We start from the raw sequence: 15,704 nt of genomic DNA, 5'->3' as shown, positions 1-15,704 counted from the left end.
TGAAGATGGCGACACCGCCAATGCGTCTCGGCCAGGCCTTTCGTTGGTCTCTTCTGTACAGGCTTCACTCAGGCGCTCAATGCCCGCTTGCGGTCGTTGACGAAGCCGATCACTTCCGATTGCGGCATTGCCTTGCCGAAGATATAGCCCTGGCCGATATCGCAACCCTGGCCAAGGAAATAGGCGAGCTGGGCGTTCTCCTCGATCCCTTCGACGGTGGTCTTGAGGTTGAGACTGCGGCTTAAGCCAAGCACGGCATCGATGATTTTGGCGTTCTTGTCGTTATGGGTGAAGCTCGACACAAAACTCTTGTCGATCTTGATCTTGTCGAACTTGAAGCGCGCCAACTGCGCCAGACTTGAATAACCGGTTCCGAAGTCGTCGAGCGCCACCTGGATGCCGGCGGCGTGGAATTGCTCGATCGTTGCGGCGGCAAGGTCTGGGTCGTCGATCAGGGCGTTTTCGGTGATCTCGATTTCCAGCCGGGACGACTGTAGGCCGGTTTGCTGCAGGATATGGAGAACACGGCTTGCGAGCAGCCTGTCTTCCATCTGCACAGGAGAGACGTTGAAGGAGAGCGACAATGTTCCCGGCCAAAGCTGCGCATCGCGGCAGGCTTTCGACAGAAGCTGCTCGAAGAGCGTGGTAATGAGGCCGGTCTCTTCGGCCACGGCAATGAACTGTTGCGGTGAGACGAATACGCCGTCCTTGTTCCAGCGGGCAAGCGCTTCAAAACCGCAGATTTCACCCGTTCTGAGATTGATCAGCGGCTGGTAGAACGGGTCGATCTTGCCCTCGTCGATGGCACGGCGAAGGTCGCCCTCGAGCTTGGCCCGCTCGGAGACCTTCTCCTGCATTTCAGGCTGGAACAGGGAATATTGATTGTGACCCCGGCTCTTCGCCTCGTACAGCGCGACGTCCGACCGGTGGCAGACTTCCTCGAGCGAGCTACCGTGGTCAGGCAGGCGCGCATAACCGACGCTCGCGCCGACCTCCGTCAACAGGGTCCCGATCCGGACCGGCCGGGAAACCGAATGGATGAGCAGTTGCGCGAAGAGCTCCTCTTTTTCCGGTGAGAGATTGCGAGCCACGGCGACGAACTCGTCGCCGCCGAAACGGAAGACGCATTCGTATTCGGCCAATGCGCAGATGCGCCGCGACACCCCCTTCAACAGGATATCGCCTCCCTGATGGCCAAGAAGGTCATTGACCTTCTTGAAGCCGTCGAGATCTATCGAAAACACCGTTGCGGTCTGCGGCCCGATATCCTCACCCGTATCCTGAAGCTTTTCATCCGGGTGCGACAGGACGAACCTGTCGAAGGCATAACGGTTGGGAAGTTTCGTCAGATGATCATGCGTGGCGATATGGTCAGCCGCATCGAAGGCCTTTCGGCGGCTCATCATTTCATTGCGCATGTCGAGAATGCGCAGCACCGAATAGGCAAAGCTCGCGAGACCGGCAACAATCAGTACGATGATGATGAGGTGGGCTTTTCCCGCACTGATCGACTGAACCAGCCTCAGCAGCAGATCGTCATAGGCTATACAACCGACGAGCAACAGCATCGCGACTGCTGCCACCTCCGCCAGCTGTCTGCCAGCCTTGCTTTCCAGAAAATCCTTCATTTACCCCTCCAACCCGGCGATCCTAGGATAAAATAATTAAAGGATTTGTTATTCAGAGTTGTGTGAGAGCGCTTTACAGCCGAAACGACGACCGAAAAAATACGGGTCCGGCGGCATCAATTGAGGTCGTGCCGAGCAATTGCACCTCTGAGCGCCTCTGACAGTTCGGCCAGTTGGTAGGGCTTGCGAAGGATCTTGATGCCTTGCGACTCTGCCGCCTGCTTGGCGGCTTCGGAGTATCCGCTTGTCAACAGGATCGGCAGGTCCATGCGGCGCGATCGAATTTCCTTTGCCAGCTCCACGCCGTTCATTCCTCCGGGCATCATAATGTCCGAGAAGACCAAGTCGATCCGCCGGCCGTTCGCCAGAGCGCCCAGAGCGGCGGCGGCTGTTGCAGCCCGCACGACCTGAAAACCGAGATCTTCCAGCATCTCGCTGACAAGAGCCGCGACTTCGTCGTCGTCTTCCACCAGCAGAACGCTGCCTGCCGACGCCGGACGGCGGCGCGCGACGTGCAGATCGACAAGGTGGTGCTGGTCCGGGCCTGGCTCCTTCGAGGAACGGGGCAACATGAGGGTTATTTTCGTCCCACGTCCGACTTCGCTTTCGATCTCTATCCTGCCGCCGGATTGCTGGGCGAAACCATGAACCTGCGCAAGGCCAAGGCCGGACCCCTTGCCGATATCCTTCGTGGTAAAGAACGGCTCGAACACACGCGCCTGCACCTCGCGGGTCATTCCGGAGCCGTTGTCGCTGACGGAAAGGCGGACGAAGTCTTTCGTGGAGCCGCCTTGATCCAGGAGCGGAACGTTTTCCGCACTGATTTCGATCGTGCCGCCTCTCGGCATCGCGTCGCGGGCGTTGACAGCAAGGTTGAGAACAACAAGTTCCAGCTCGCTTGCGTCAACCTCGACCGGCCACAGATCGGCCGAGAACTCGAGAGTGACATGGACATCGCCCCTCAGGCTACGGTCAAGCAGTTCGCGCATCCCGCCGATCTGGCGAGCCAGATCGATCGTCTGCGGCTGCAGTTCCTGACGCCGGGAAAAAGCCAGAAGCTGCCGTGTCAGGCCCGATCCGCGTTCGGCGGCTTGACGCATTCCGTCCATCAGCCGTTTGCGCCGGGCGGGGTCCGTCTGGCGGTCGAGCATTTCCAGCCCTCCGGAAATGACCATCAGCAGATTGTTGAAATCGTGAGCTACGCCCCCGGTCAATTGTCCGATCGCTTCGATCTTCTGAGCCTGCCTAAGCTTCTCCTCAACATGCGCACGCACGGTCATCTGGTCGCGCAGGGCCTCATTGGCGGCCTTGAGCTCCTGGGTCCGCAAAATGACCTGCTTCTCCAGTTCCTGGGCGGCCTGCTCGCGCTCCGCCAGGAGCCCACGCAACTCCAACTGCCGGGCCCTGGCGCGAAGCGCCGATTGTATGGTGCTGACAAGGGTCTGGGCCTGGACCGGCCGTTCCAGGAGCGCCACGTTGCGCAAAGAGTTGATCAGTCCCTGCCGCCATGCCTCGATGCCGGTCTGCTCCTGACGGCTGGTCAGCAGGATGAAGGGAAGATCCGACCACGGCGGCTGATCCGCAACCCATTTGAACAGGAGGCTCGCGTCTTTTCCAAACAGGGCTTCTTCAGCAATGAACGCAGCTGCAGTACCGGCCCGCAGCGCTGCCACAAGGCTTTGAAGATCGCCGCAGGTCTGAGCCGCGATGCCGCTCCGGCTGAGCAAGCCGGCTGAGGCGGCCGCATCTCTGCCGACCGGTGCAAAGACAATAACCGGTTCCAATCGGTCTTCACCTTGCGCCATTATTTCCGTCTGCTGAACTCGTTACAGGAGCGGCTGAAAAATACGGCGAGCCGGCCAGCACGCCGGTGAACTCCAGGGTTGGCGGCCCAAGCTTTATGCCGTTGTCGGACAGGTTGAACTCGCGCACGCTGTGCTCGTGCCTGCCGCTCCGCTTTTTCACGACGGATATCGCTCGGCGCACGGTGCCCTGCACTTCGAAATACCGCAGCATGACGACGGAATCGCTGAGATAACTCAAGTCGAGCGGAGCCTCGAGCGGGCCCACGAGCCCATGCTGGGCAAGGACAAGGATGGTCAGCACACCACGCTGGCCAAGGTAGGTCAGCAGTTCGTGCATCTGCAGGACCAGAAAACGTTCGTCCGGCATCGCATTCATGTAACCATTCAAACTGTCGATGACGACGACGCGCGCACCGTCGATCTCCACGCTTTTCTGGACGTTGGCGGTGAATTCCCCCGGGGAAAGTTCTGCAGGATCGATCTGCTGCAACCGGATCAGCCCGCTGTCCAGATGGGTTTGAAGATCGAAACCCAAATTCCTGGCCCGAGCCTGCAGCGTTCCACGCCCCTCGTCGAAGGCATAAATGACGGCATGTTCGCCGCGGCTCGCCGCCGCCAAGGCATAGGTCAGGGCAAGCGACGACTTTCCCACCCCGGCGGCACCCAGGAACAGGACATTGGTACCCCGCTCCAGCCCGCCGCCCAGCATGTCGTCGATTTCCTTGTTCCCACTGGAGGTGAACTCGTCGTCGAAGGCCTGATGATGCTCCGCAGCGATGAGGCGGGGAAAAATGTGGAGACCGCCCTTCTCGATCGTAAAATCATGGTAGCCGCCGCGGAACTTGATGCCACGCATCTTGACGACCCGCATGCGGCGCCGTTCGGCGCCGAAGTCGATGGCAAGCTGCTCCAGCAGCACAACCCCATGGGAAATCGAATGGAGTTGCAGGTCATTCTGTTGAGACGACAGATCATCAAGAAGAATGACGGTACACTGCCGGCTGGCGAAGAAGTGCTTCAGCGCCAGGACCTGGCGCCGGTAACGCAGCGGACTGTGAGCGAGCAGGCGCAATTCGGAAAGACTGTCGATGACGACGCGCTTCGGGTTGAGTTCGGAGACGCGATCGAGAATGAGCTTCGTCGTCTCGTTGAGCTCCATTTCCGCCGGATGGAAGACCGTCAGTTCACGGTCGGGATCGAGCGTGGTTTCCGGAGGGACGAGTTCGAATACCTCGATACCTTTGAGCGACCAACCGTGACGGGAGGCCACAAGCTGCAGCTCGCGTTCCGTCTCGGAAAGGGTGATGTAAAGCACCGGCTCACCCTGACGGACACCTGCGAGCAGAAATTGCAGGGCGATCGTGGTCTTGCCCGTCCCAGGCCGGCCCTCGTAGAGATAAAGCCGGTTTTCATCGAGGCCCCCGTCGAGGATGGTATCGAGACCGGGCACGCCGCTCGAGATACGCGGAGGGTCGATAAACTCCGCCTCTTCAAACCGTTCTGCCATGTTCAACCTTTGCAGTGGAAACCCTTGAACAAGATCATATAGATTGCGGCCGACAAGCCTCAAGAGGCCACCGGCGGTATGCCTGACGGCTTTCGAAAGGCTCGCCCGCCCCACAAAGCATCAGGCGGAATGTTGTTCCCAGTACCAGGCCACATACATCATCTTTTTGTCGTGCCTGCGGCTTTTCAGGAAGGCGCGAATGGAACGCACGTCCTCTTTTTCGCAGGCGACCCAGACGAAGGTACCGTCCTCGATGGCGGTGACCGCTTTCTTGGCTTCCTCGGCAAGAATGCCTTTCGCTCCGGCCGGATAGTCCCGCCGATGCAGCCAGCGGACGTCCAACCAACCCGCCGACGGAAGCGGCTGTTCCTCCGCCTCATCCAGCACTTCGATGATCGCCTGCATCCGGGTGCCCGGCGCCACTTCGGCCGCGATCCGGGCGATGGCGGGAAGAGCGCTTTCGTCGCCGACCAGAAGAATGGACTGTGCTGCCGGCAGACTGCCGCCGCCGGGCCCGAGCAGCGCTACTTTTTCTCCGGGCTGCACGTCGCGGGCGAAGTCGGCTCCCGGTGTCGCGACAGGGGACGATGGATGTTGCAGGAAGTCGATCGACAATTCGCGACGTTCGATATCGACGGCGCGGATCGTGTAGATGCGAACCAGAATCTCGTCTTCTCCCTCGGGCCAGGCGACACGGCCGTCTTGGCGGACCCCCGGCCATACCGGCGGCCTGCCCTTCGGGGGAACCAGAAGGCGAACGTGCATGTCGCTGCCGACGAACGGCGCGACATCGGCGCAGGCAAACTTCACTCGCCGCATATGAGGGGTCACATCCTCCGCCGAAACGACCGTCACCTCGTGGATATTCGGCAGCACCGCGAGGGACGAATGCTCCGACCACGTCAATTCAAACGGATCCTCCCCTGCAAAATAGAACAGGTGCTCTGCAATCATCGTCTGATTCAGCTGCAACGCCGCTTGCGACTCGCATGCCAGTTCGATCAGGAGCTTGCTGTCCGCCAGCCGAATGCTTGTCGTGCTGTTCTTGCTCTTCAGCAGGGCGTGGTCCTTGCTTCGCTGCACGTCGGCATGCTCGATGAAGTGCTCGCAGATTTCGTCGAGCATGCGTTCGGCATCCTTTGGCAGTGCGACGCCGGACAATTTGAGCGACTGAACTGCATTCATGACCGATTCTCCTTTAGATCTTGCTCCTCCGCCATCCGATGACGGCCGATCGGCAGCATGATCGGCCGGCCCGATGTCGGGTCGGTAATGACGCGGCTCTCAAGCCCGAAGACCTGCCGCACGTTCTCTTCCGTCAGCACGTCCTCGGGACTGCCTGCGACATGCACGCGTCCCTCGGCTATCGCGACGAGGTAGTCCGCGTAGCGCGCCGCGAGATTGAGGTCGTGGAGGACCATGACGACGGTGGTTCCCCGCGCGTGGTTGAGATCGGTCAGCAGATCGAGAACTTCGACCTGGTGATTGATGTCGAGAAACGTCGTCGGTTCGTCCAGCAGCAGAACATCCGTCTGTTGCGCCAGAGCCATGGCGATCCAGGCACGCTGGCGCTGCCCGCCCGAAAGCTCGTCCACCGGCCGTTCGGCAAGCTCGACGGTCTTGGTCGCCGCGAGCGCGCTCTCGACGGCTTCGTCGTCCTTGCGCGTCCAGCGCGAAAACAGGCTTTGATGCGGATGCCGCCCGCGGCTGACGAGGTCTGCGACAGTAATTCCCTCCGGCGCGATCGGCGACTGAGGGAGTAGACCCAATGTTCGAGCCAGTTCCCGGGACGGGATGCGGTGGATCGATTTGCCGTCCAGCAGAACATGCCCGTGGCTGGGCGAGATGAGCCGGGACATGGCGCGCAACAGCGTGGACTTGCCGCAGGCATTGGCGCCGACGACTGCGGTAATCCTGCCGGGCGGCACGGCAAGATCGAGCCCATGCAGGATTTCGGCATGGTTATATCCGGCCGAAAGCCCGCTGGCGGTAAGAGAGTGAGTGGAGCGAACGGTCATAGCGAGCCTCCCATCCGGTTGGCCCGCACGATCTGGTAGATCAGATAGGGCGCGCCCAGTGCTCCGGTCACCACGCCCACCGGATAACGGCCCGGTAGAAGGAATTGACCGACATAATCGCCGCCCAGCACAAGTACCGCTCCGATCAACGCCGCCGGTATCAGCAACGATCCGTTGCGTCCGACGATCCTAGAGGCGATCGGTCCTGACAGGAAAGCCACAAAGGCAATCGGCCCCGTCACCGCCGTTGCGGACGCAATCATGCCGACGGCCGCAACGATCACCAGCATGCGGGTTCTTGCCACCTTGACCCCCAGGGCCGCAGCCATGTCGTCACCCACGCGAAGCGCCTCCAGGTCACGTGCCCGGCCGAGCAGCAGCCCGCCGAACGTCGCCAGCGCCAGAAGAAGCGGAAGCGCCTGGCCGAGCTGCGCGCCGTTGACGCTGCCGGTCAGCCAGCGCATGGCCTCCTGCAGGTTCCAGGCCGGAGCGCTGGAGAGGATATAGGCGACCACGCTTTCCAGCATGGCCGAGATACCGATGCCGACGAGGAGGAGCCGCGTTCCCGCCACTCCGCTTCGGAATGACAGGGCGTAGACCATGAGCGCCACGCCGAGGCCTGCGCCAACCGCGAGGACCGAAACGATCGGCCCGCTCAAGGAGAGGACGACGATGGCGAACACGGCCGCAGCACTTGCGCCCGACGTGATCCCGATGATGTCCGGGCTGGCAAGGGGATTCCGCAACATGAGCTGGAACGTGACGCCGCCGAGCCCAAAGGCCAGTCCGGCGAGGACCGAAAGGACCGAGCGCGGCAGCCGCAGCTTGCCGACCGTAAAGGCAGCACCTGCGACATCCTCCCCGAGCAGGACGCGCATGACGTCACCGGGCGGCGTGAAGGACTGGCCGAGCGACAAGGTCACCGCAAAGAGGGTGACCACGATAGCCAGCAGAATGACGGTCACGAGACCGTGCCGGCGCGCCCGGCGGCGGCGATTTTGGGCGATGAGATCAATGGTTGGGGAAAACACTGTCACAGTTCTCGAACCCGCTGCCGCCTGACGATCCAGATGAAGAACGGCGCCCCGACGAGGGCCGTGATGATTCCGACCTCGATCTCGGCTGGCCTGGTGACGATACGGCCGACGACATCCGCCGCCAGCAGCAGGCAAGCGCCGCCAAGCGCGGAAAACGGCAGCAACCACCGGTGATCGATCCCGACCAGCAGACGGCAGGCATGCGGCACGACCAATCCAAGAAAGCCGATCGGGCCGCAAACTGCCGTTGTCGCCCCGCACAGCAAGATGGCGCCGAATGAGGCGACGGCGCGGGCCACCGCGACGCGCTCCCCCAGTCCTGCCGCGACATCGTCGCCCAAAGCCAGCGAATTCAGCTTTCGCGCCGACAGAAGGCTGACCGCGAAACCGATGGCAAGAAACGGCAGCACCGGGCCAATGCGCTCAAAGGTCGCTCCGCTCACGCCGCCGATCTGCCAGGAGCGGATGCCGCCCGCGATATCGGCGCGCGGCAGCACCACGGCGATCACCATGGAGGAGAAGGCAACCGACGTCGCGGCTCCGGCCAGCGCCAGCTTCAAGGGCGTTGCCCCGCCACGCCCGAGCGATCCTATCGTGTAGACGAAAACTGCCGAACACCCCGCTCCAAGGATCGCGGCCCAGATATAGGCGTGCGCGGAGGACATATCGAACAAGGCGACGCCGGTCACGACGGCCAGCGACGCACCCATATTGACGCCGAGAATGCCCGGGTCGGCGAGAGGATTGCGGGTCACGCCCTGCATGATCGCCCCGGCAAGCCCGAGCGCGGCTCCGGCAAGTACGGCAAGTACCGTCCTCGGGATACGCACGCTCACCGCTGCCTGACCGATGCTGTCGATCTGCCCCGCAAGCGCCGCCATGACATCGCTCCAGGCCACTTCGCGGGTGCCGACCGTGACCGAGAGCGCACAGAGGGCGGAAAGGGCCACGACCAATCCGGCCAGCCAGAGGCCGCGGGTCCGGTTCGAGCGTCGAGAACCGAGCGGCCGGGAAAACGATCGTATGCTGCCGGCCGTCATCTGGACTTTCTGGCCGCTTCCGCGAGCAGTTCCACATAGTCCTTCAAGACCCATGGGATCGAAAGCGGTGTCGGATTTGCCGCCGTGCCGATCGGGTTGCGGCCCAGCATGACGAGGGCGCCCTTGTCCACGGCCGGCATTCTGGACATCAGGGGGTTGGCCGCCAGCGCATCGAGCAGTTTCTGGTTCCCATAGGTGACGACGATATCGACGTCGTCGAAGACATCGATACGCTCGGCGCTGACAGAGCCTGCGAATTTTCCGGACTTCGAGGCCTCGACAACGCTTCTGGGAGACTTCAGACCAAGATCCTCGAAGAACCTCACCCGGGTATCGTTCGTCGTGTAGAAGTTGACAGTGCTCAGGTCGGTCGCATCGAGATGGGTAATGAACATCGCCGATTTACCCTGAAGCTCAGGATGCCCGCCAACCACCTTGGCGATGTCGGCTTCGATCCTGGCGATCAACGCGTCGCCTTGCGGGGCCATGCCCATCCCGGCACTGTTCAAGCGGATCATGTCACGCCAGTCGGTCGACCAGGGCGCTTCGGGATAGGCGACGACGGGGGCGATCTGGCTCAGCGTGTCGTAATCCGATTGGCTCAAGCCGGAATAGGACGCCAGGATCACATCGGGCCTGGTGGCAGCGACCGCCTCAAAATCGATGCCGTCCCCTTCATCGAAAAGCACGGGTTTGGTGGCATGGAGCGCTGCCAGCCTCTCGGCGACCCAGGGCAATATCCCATCGCCGTCGTCGTCGCCGAAATTGGCCCTGGCGAAGCCGACGGGCACGACACCGAGCGCCAAGGGCACTTCATGGTTTGCCCAGGCGACGGTAGCTACCCGCACAGGCTTTTGGGGAATGATCGTCGTTCCGAACGCATGCTTGATGGCGACGGGATAGGTCTCTCCTTCGGCCGCCCGGGCGTCTGCCCCGGCGCTGCCGAACGCAACAATCCAAATGCATATCGCCGCCATTTTCACGGCCGAAAGCAATAACCGCAGCATCGTCAAACTCCGCAGACTTTAAGTGGACTTCCACTTTCAGGTTAAGGGAGCCCCGTCAACCACCCTCCAGGCCTGCACCGACAAGAGCACTGAGATTTCCGTGGGATCCTACAAAGCACGGAGAATTTACAATACTGGACAAACATGCTCAAGTTAATAGCCGTCCCGGGGCATATCAGACCAAGCCATCGCGGCCGCATGACCGGGGGAAATCCCTCGCGGGCGGGTTGCGAGGATGTCGTTCGGGATGGTTCCCCAGACCTGGCATCAGTCTCGGCGATCTCTCGCCGAATCAACTTCTGGAACGTGAATATGGACAACGAAAGAACAAGCGCTCGCTCGAGACCGGCCCTTATCCGCTACCGGAATGCGGCCCTTCTGGCTTGCACGGCGCTTGTCGCCTTCACGCCGACCGTCGTGCTTGGCCAGGAAAATTTAAACGCCGATACGACACTCGCACCGATCGTCATCCAGGGCAGCGGCACCGGCCTCGACACCGACAACGATTCGAAGTCGATCGTCGCGACGAAGACGACCGGGGGCGGCAAGATGGTGACCGATATTCTGGACACGCCCGCCTCCGTCTCCGTCATCACATCCAAGGAAATCCAGGAGCGTGGTGCAAGCAGCGTTGAGGAGGTCTTGCAATACACGGCAGGTGTCACCGCCGACTTCTACGGCTCCGACGACCGCTTCGACTATTTCAAGATCCGCGGCTTCGACGCCTACATGTACCGCGATGGATTACTCATCGGCCGGCCGTTCGGGGGACTTCGGGAAGAAGCCTACGCCTTTGAGCGCGTGGAAGTGCTCAAAGGCGCCAACTCAACTGGCTTTGGCGTCTCCGACCCCGGCGGTTCGGTGAATTTCGTCACCAAACGGCCGAAGAGCGAGCGTTTCGGCGAAGCCTACGTCACGGGTGGCTCCTTCGACCACGCCGAAACGGGCCTCGACTTCGGTGACAACATTACCGAGGACGACACGTTGTCCTATCGCCTGACCGGCAAATTCAAACGAGCCGAGGAAGAATACGACTACTCTCAGGACGACGAAAACTTCATTATGGGCGGACTGACCTGGCGCCCGAGTGGCGACACCAGCCTGTCCGTCGTTTATGATCATCTGGACCGCCAGGGAATACCCGGCAGCGGCGGGCACCCTGTGGGCTCGAATTTCGACCGAAGCCTATTCCTGGGCGAACCGGACTACAATTATCGCGATGTGAACCGCAATACGCTCAGCGTCATGTTCGACCACGACTTCGGCTCCGGCCTGACGTTCAACTCAAGCGCGCGATACAGCAACACCAGGAGTAATTTCGGCTATGCTTATGTAGCGGCAGCACCGGCGGCCGGCACGACAATCGTGGACCGGGACTTCTTCGCAAACGACTCGACGTCCGAAAACTTCGTTATCGACGCCCACCTGCAATATGACGCCAGCTTTGAGAATGTGGACAGTCGCAGCCTGTTTGGCGTCGAATATAACGATTATCACGGCACAACCAACAATTACTACGGCGACGCACCGGACATCGACTATACAAATCCGGTCTATACTGGGCGGCCTTCCTCGGTCCCACTCTATCAGAGCCTGGTCAACGACCAGAAGACCAAGGCGATCTATTTTCAACAAGAACTAACCTTCTGGGAAAAACTGACCGCGACAGTGGGGCTGCGAAACGACTGGCTCGATCTCGAACAGACGAACAACCTTGCTGTTGCTCCAGCCAATCCCATCACCCGGGCCGATGTCAGCGAATTTACGAAACGGGCAGCGCTCAGCTATAAGATAACCGACGAAATCGCCACCTATATAAGCTACGCCGAGTCGGCGGTCCCGGCCACGATTGGCCTGGAGCCTGAGCGTGGCGAACAGTGGGAGGTCGGCGTGAAATATCGGCCATCCGAGATTCCGGCGTTGTTCAGCATCGCGGTCTACGATTTGACCAAGGAAAACATCACACTCAACATCGGCGCCCCGCCGGTGGCAACGCCGGTTGGCAAGGTCAAGTCCCGCGGGGTGGACTTCGAAGCCAAGGCCGAGGTGACGGACAACCTCAGCCTGACCGCCGCCTATTCCTATATTGATACCGAGATCGTCAAAAACGCCGGTGCCAATGAAGGCAACCGTCTTGCCATGGTGCCGGAACACACGGCTTCAGCCTGGGTCAACTACACGCTGGAGGGGAATGGGCCACGCGGCGACATGACGTTTGGGCTCGGCGCGCGCTACATGAGTTCGTATTTCGTCAACAACGCCAACACGGTGAAGTCGGACCCGAACGTCGTTTTCGATGCGGCATTCACCTACAAGATCCAGGAAAACACGACGTTCCAGCTCAACGTCAGCAATCTGTTCGACGAAAAGCACGTGGCCAATGGTGGTTTCGGCGCCGACTGGTACAATCCCGGCCGCGCAATCTATGCAACGCTGCGCCAGACCTGGTGATCCTCCCGTCCCATCCGCAATTTCGCCGGTCGGGACAACATTTCGGTACACCGGCGATCTGCAGCCAAGACCGCTTTGGATGAAGGGCAAGAAGCCCCGCGGCACGGCCGCGAGACTTCTTGAGGCGCAAGACCAGGAGAGTTGGTCAGGCGGCCTGATCCTTGCGGCCCGTGCGGGCCCAGGCCGGCAGCCAGTCGCCGTGAGCGGCAAGCAGTTCGTCTGTCATCGCCCAGATCTGGTCGAGATCGAGTTCCGCCGCCGTATGCGGGTCCATCATCGCAGCGTGGTAGATGTGCTCGCGGTTCTCGGTCATCAATGCCTGAACCGTCAACTCCTGGACGTTGATGTTGGTGCGGATCAGTGCCGTGAGCTGCGGCGGCAGGTCGCCGATGAAGGTCGGCTGGATACCCGACGCGTCGACCAGGCAGGGAACCTCGGCTGCGCAATTGTCAGGCAGCGAAGTGATGCAGCCATTGTTGCGCACGTTGCCGTAGATGACGGAGGGTTCGCCGGTCCAGACCGAATTGATGATCGACGAGGCATACTCCTTCGACTGCGCGACCTCGATCTTGTCGGCTGAACGATAGGCTTCCGCCTGCCCCTTCCAGCGGGCGATCTGCTCGATGCAGCGCTTCGGATATTCGTCGAGAGGAATGCCGAATTTCTCGATCAGGTCCTCGCGGCCTTCCTTGATGAAGTAAGGCGTATACTCGGCGAAATGCTCTGAACTCTCGGTGACGAAATAGCCGAGGCGGGTCAGCATCTCGTAGCGCACCTTGTTCGGGCAGCGCGGGTTCCAGCCGGGCTTGGGCGCGCGACCTTCGCGGTAGGCACGGACCAGATCCGGATAGAGGTTCTTGTAGGACCCATCCGCCTGGCGATGCTCGAACTCCAGATAGAAGGCCATGTGGTTGATGCCGGCCGAGCGGTAACGGATTTCCTCGTAGGGAATGTCGAGGTCATGCGCCAATTCCATTGCCGTGCCCTGCACCGAGTGGCAGAGGCCGACCTGCTTGATCGTGGGATATTTCTGCGAAATCGCCCAGATGTTGATCGCCATCGGGTTGACGTATTGCAGCATGATCGCCTCGGGGCAAACGGCGAGCATGTCCTCGCAGATCTTCCACAGATGCGGCACGGTGCGCAGGCCGCGCATGATGCCGCCGATGCCGAGCGTATCGGCGATCGTCTGGCGCAGGCCGAACTTCTTTGGAATCTCGAAATCGGTCACCGTGCAGGGTTCGTACCCCCCGATCTGGAAGGCAACGACGACGAAGTCCGCACCGGCCAGCGCCTTGCGCTGGTCGGAATAGGTCTCGGCCTTCGCCTTGGCGCCGAGTGTTGAAATCAGCTTGTTGACGACGATCGCGCTTTCTTCGAGACGCTGCGGATTGATGTCCATCAAGGCGAAGGTGGCACCCGACAGCGCCGGGCGCTGCAGGACGTCTCCGATGATGTTCTTCATGAAAACGGTCGAGCCTGCTCCGATAAATGCGATCCTGGGATTTCGTGCCATTATAACCTCCGGCATTCGGCAATCATTATGCCACCTCGAAAGCGGCCTTGACGAGCCGTTCGGTGTAGGCGGTCTTGGGGTGGGATAGAACGTCGTCGACGGGGCCTTCTTCCACGATCTTGCCGTGCTGCATGACAATGACCCGGTGGCAGAGGGCACGCACGACCTTCAGATCGTGCGAGATGAAAAGGTAGCTGAGACCCCGCTCGTCCTGCAGCTTGCGCAAGAGTTCGATGATCTGCGCCTGGACGGAAAGGTCGAGAGCCGATGTCGGTTCGTCGAGCAGGATGAATTCAGGCTCGAGCGCGATGGCGCGGGCAATGGCGATACGCTGCCGCTGGCCGCCCGAAAACTCGTGCGGGAAGCGCGACAGGATGTTGCCCGGCATGCCAGCTGCGATGAGCGCCTCGCGCACGCGGTCGAGCCGTTCGGCCTTCGTCGCACCGAGCCTGTTGACGACAAGCCCTTCCTCGATGATTTGGCCGATCGTCATGCGCGGATTGAGCGACGAGAACGGATCCTGGAAGACCACCTGCATGCGCGAGCGCAACGGCCGCATTTCGACGCGCGAACGGCCGTGGATCGGCTGCCGGTCGAAATAGATCTCGCCGCTGTCGGTGTCGTTCAGCCGCAGAAGCGCCTGGCCGAACGTTGTCTTGCCCGAACCGGACTCGCCGACGATTCCAAGCGTTTCGTGGCGGCGAAGCGTCAGATCGAGGCTGTCGACCGCAACAAGCTCCTTCAGCTCCGGCTTGAAGAAGGTGCCATGGCGCAGCATGAAGGAGACGCGCACGCCTTTGGCGTCGAGAATGACGTCGCAGCCCTCCGGCAGCGGATTGACCTGGCCGCGGGGCTCGGAGGCGAGCAGGTGCCTGGTATAGGCATGCTGCGGACTGGTGAAGAGCTTTTCGGTGACGTTGTGCTCGCACATCTCGCCGTGCTGCATGACATAGACATAATCCGAGAACTGCCGCACGACGGTCAGGTCGTGGGTGATCAGGATCACCGCCATCCGCAATTCCTTCTGGAGGTTGCGGATGAGGTTGAGGATCTGCGCCTGCACGGTAACGTCGAGCGCCGTCGTCGGCTCGTCGGCGATCAGCACGTCCGGATTGTTCGACAGCGCCATGGCGATCATCACGCGCTGGCGCTGGCCCCCGGAGAGCTGATGCGGATATTGCCGCAGGCGGGCTTCCGGGTCAGGAATCTGCACGTGCCTCAGCAGTTCAAGCGCACGGACCTCAGCCTGTTTCCGGCTCATTCGGCGATGCACGCGAATGGCTTCGATGATCTGGCTGCCGATCGTGTAGATCGGGTTCAGCGAGCTCATCGGCTCCTGGAAGATCATCGAGATACGATCGCCGCGCAGCTTGCGGCGCTCGCGTTCGGAGAATTTCAGGATATTGGCGCCCTCATAGGCGACCGTCGATTGCGGCGACACCACGGCGCGCTTCGACAGCAGCCCCATGACGGTGCGTGCGGTTACCGACTTGCCCGATCCGGATTCGCCGACGATGGCGATCGTCTCGCCGCGGTAGAGCTGGAAGGAAATATCCTTCACGGCCTCCACCGTGCCGTGCTCGACCTTGAAGCTCACGGCGACGTTGCGGGCATCGATGATCGGCTCTTCCGTGCGGCCGGCATGGTCGAGGCGGATGGGCGGGGCGAAGCTGTTGGCAAGTGCGAGAGCCATCT

Annotated in this window: 11 protein-coding genes and 1 pseudogene; 1 reads left to right on the top strand and 11 read right to left on the bottom strand. The window is 61.2% G+C overall.

The window, feature by feature from the left end; translation table 11 throughout:
• Nucleotides 1–68: 68 nt before the first annotated feature.
• The 9 genes and pseudogenes from C5J26_RS25220 to C5J26_RS25185 form a co-directional block, all read right to left on the bottom strand.
• Nucleotides 69–1,628, bottom strand: a complete 1,560-nt coding sequence (locus tag C5J26_RS25220) for a bifunctional diguanylate cyclase/phosphodiesterase (protein ID WP_105404273.1) — start codon at nt 1,626–1,628, stop codon at nt 69–71.
• A gap of 116 nt (nt 1,629–1,744) precedes the next feature.
• The gene (locus C5J26_RS33715) at nt 1,745–2,098 is read right to left on the bottom strand and encodes a response regulator (RefSeq protein WP_371681949.1); all 354 of its coding nucleotides are present in this window, start codon (nt 2,096–2,098) and stop codon (nt 1,745–1,747) included.
• A 150-nt stretch (nt 2,099–2,248) separates the two neighbouring features.
• Nucleotides 2,249–2,803 (bottom strand): annotated as a pseudogene (locus tag C5J26_RS33710) (ATP-binding protein); the annotation flags it as partial.
• 616 nt (nt 2,804–3,419) lie between these two features.
• Nucleotides 3,420–4,940 carry an ATPase domain-containing protein gene (locus C5J26_RS25210; RefSeq protein ID WP_105404271.1) on the bottom strand — a complete coding sequence of 507 codons (1,521 nt, stop codon included), beginning with the start codon at nt 4,938–4,940 and terminating at the stop codon, nt 3,420–3,422.
• A 120-nt stretch (nt 4,941–5,060) separates the two neighbouring features.
• A complete protein-coding gene (locus C5J26_RS25205; protein ID WP_105404270.1) occupies nt 5,061–6,125 on the bottom strand; it encodes a DUF2218 domain-containing protein in 1,065 nt (354 codons plus the stop codon).
• Nucleotides 6,122–6,958 (bottom strand): ABC transporter ATP-binding protein, encoded by an 837-nt coding sequence (locus C5J26_RS25200; protein ID WP_105404269.1) that lies wholly within the window; start codon nt 6,956–6,958, stop codon nt 6,122–6,124. Before C5J26_RS25200 ends, C5J26_RS25205 begins: the two co-directional genes overlap by 4 nt.
• Nucleotides 6,955–7,995, bottom strand: a complete 1,041-nt coding sequence (locus tag C5J26_RS25195; protein ID WP_105404268.1) for an iron chelate uptake ABC transporter family permease subunit — start codon at nt 7,993–7,995, stop codon at nt 6,955–6,957. The genes C5J26_RS25200 and C5J26_RS25195 overlap by 4 nt, the downstream gene beginning before the upstream one ends.
• Nucleotides 7,992–9,035: an iron ABC transporter permease gene (locus C5J26_RS25190; protein WP_172746058.1), complete on the bottom strand. Its 1,044-nt coding sequence runs from the start codon at nt 9,033–9,035 to the stop codon at nt 7,992–7,994. The genes C5J26_RS25195 and C5J26_RS25190 overlap by 4 nt, the downstream gene beginning before the upstream one ends.
• Nucleotides 9,032–10,042: an ABC transporter substrate-binding protein gene (locus C5J26_RS25185; RefSeq protein WP_206051221.1), complete on the bottom strand. Its 1,011-nt coding sequence runs from the start codon at nt 10,040–10,042 to the stop codon at nt 9,032–9,034. Before C5J26_RS25185 ends, C5J26_RS25190 begins: the two co-directional genes overlap by 4 nt.
• Before the next feature lie 312 nt (nt 10,043–10,354).
• Between C5J26_RS25185 and C5J26_RS25180 the strand changes: the two genes are divergently transcribed.
• The gene (locus C5J26_RS25180; RefSeq protein WP_105404266.1) at nt 10,355–12,493 is read left to right on the top strand and encodes a TonB-dependent siderophore receptor; all 2,139 of its coding nucleotides are present in this window, start codon (nt 10,355–10,357) and stop codon (nt 12,491–12,493) included.
• A gap of 145 nt (nt 12,494–12,638) precedes the next feature.
• On the opposite strand, the gene C5J26_RS25175 is transcribed toward C5J26_RS25180, so the two are convergent.
• Nucleotides 12,639–14,009 (bottom strand): alpha-glucosidase/alpha-galactosidase, encoded by a 1,371-nt coding sequence (locus C5J26_RS25175; RefSeq protein ID WP_105404265.1) that lies wholly within the window; start codon nt 14,007–14,009, stop codon nt 12,639–12,641.
• A 25-nt stretch (nt 14,010–14,034) separates the two neighbouring features.
• On the bottom strand, nt 14,035–15,702 hold the full coding sequence (locus tag C5J26_RS25170; protein WP_105404264.1) for an ABC transporter ATP-binding protein: 1,668 nt from the start codon (nt 15,700–15,702) through the stop codon (nt 14,035–14,037).
• Between the last annotated feature and the right edge of the window lie 2 nt (nt 15,703–15,704).

The sequence above is a fragment of the Neorhizobium sp. T7_12 genome (assembly GCF_002968535.1).
In the GTDB taxonomy this organism is placed as follows: Bacteria; Pseudomonadota; Alphaproteobacteria; order Rhizobiales; family Rhizobiaceae; genus Neorhizobium; species Neorhizobium tomejilense.
The sequence above is the reverse complement of the archived record's forward strand: the minus strand, read 5'-3'. Positions and strand labels throughout refer to the sequence as shown.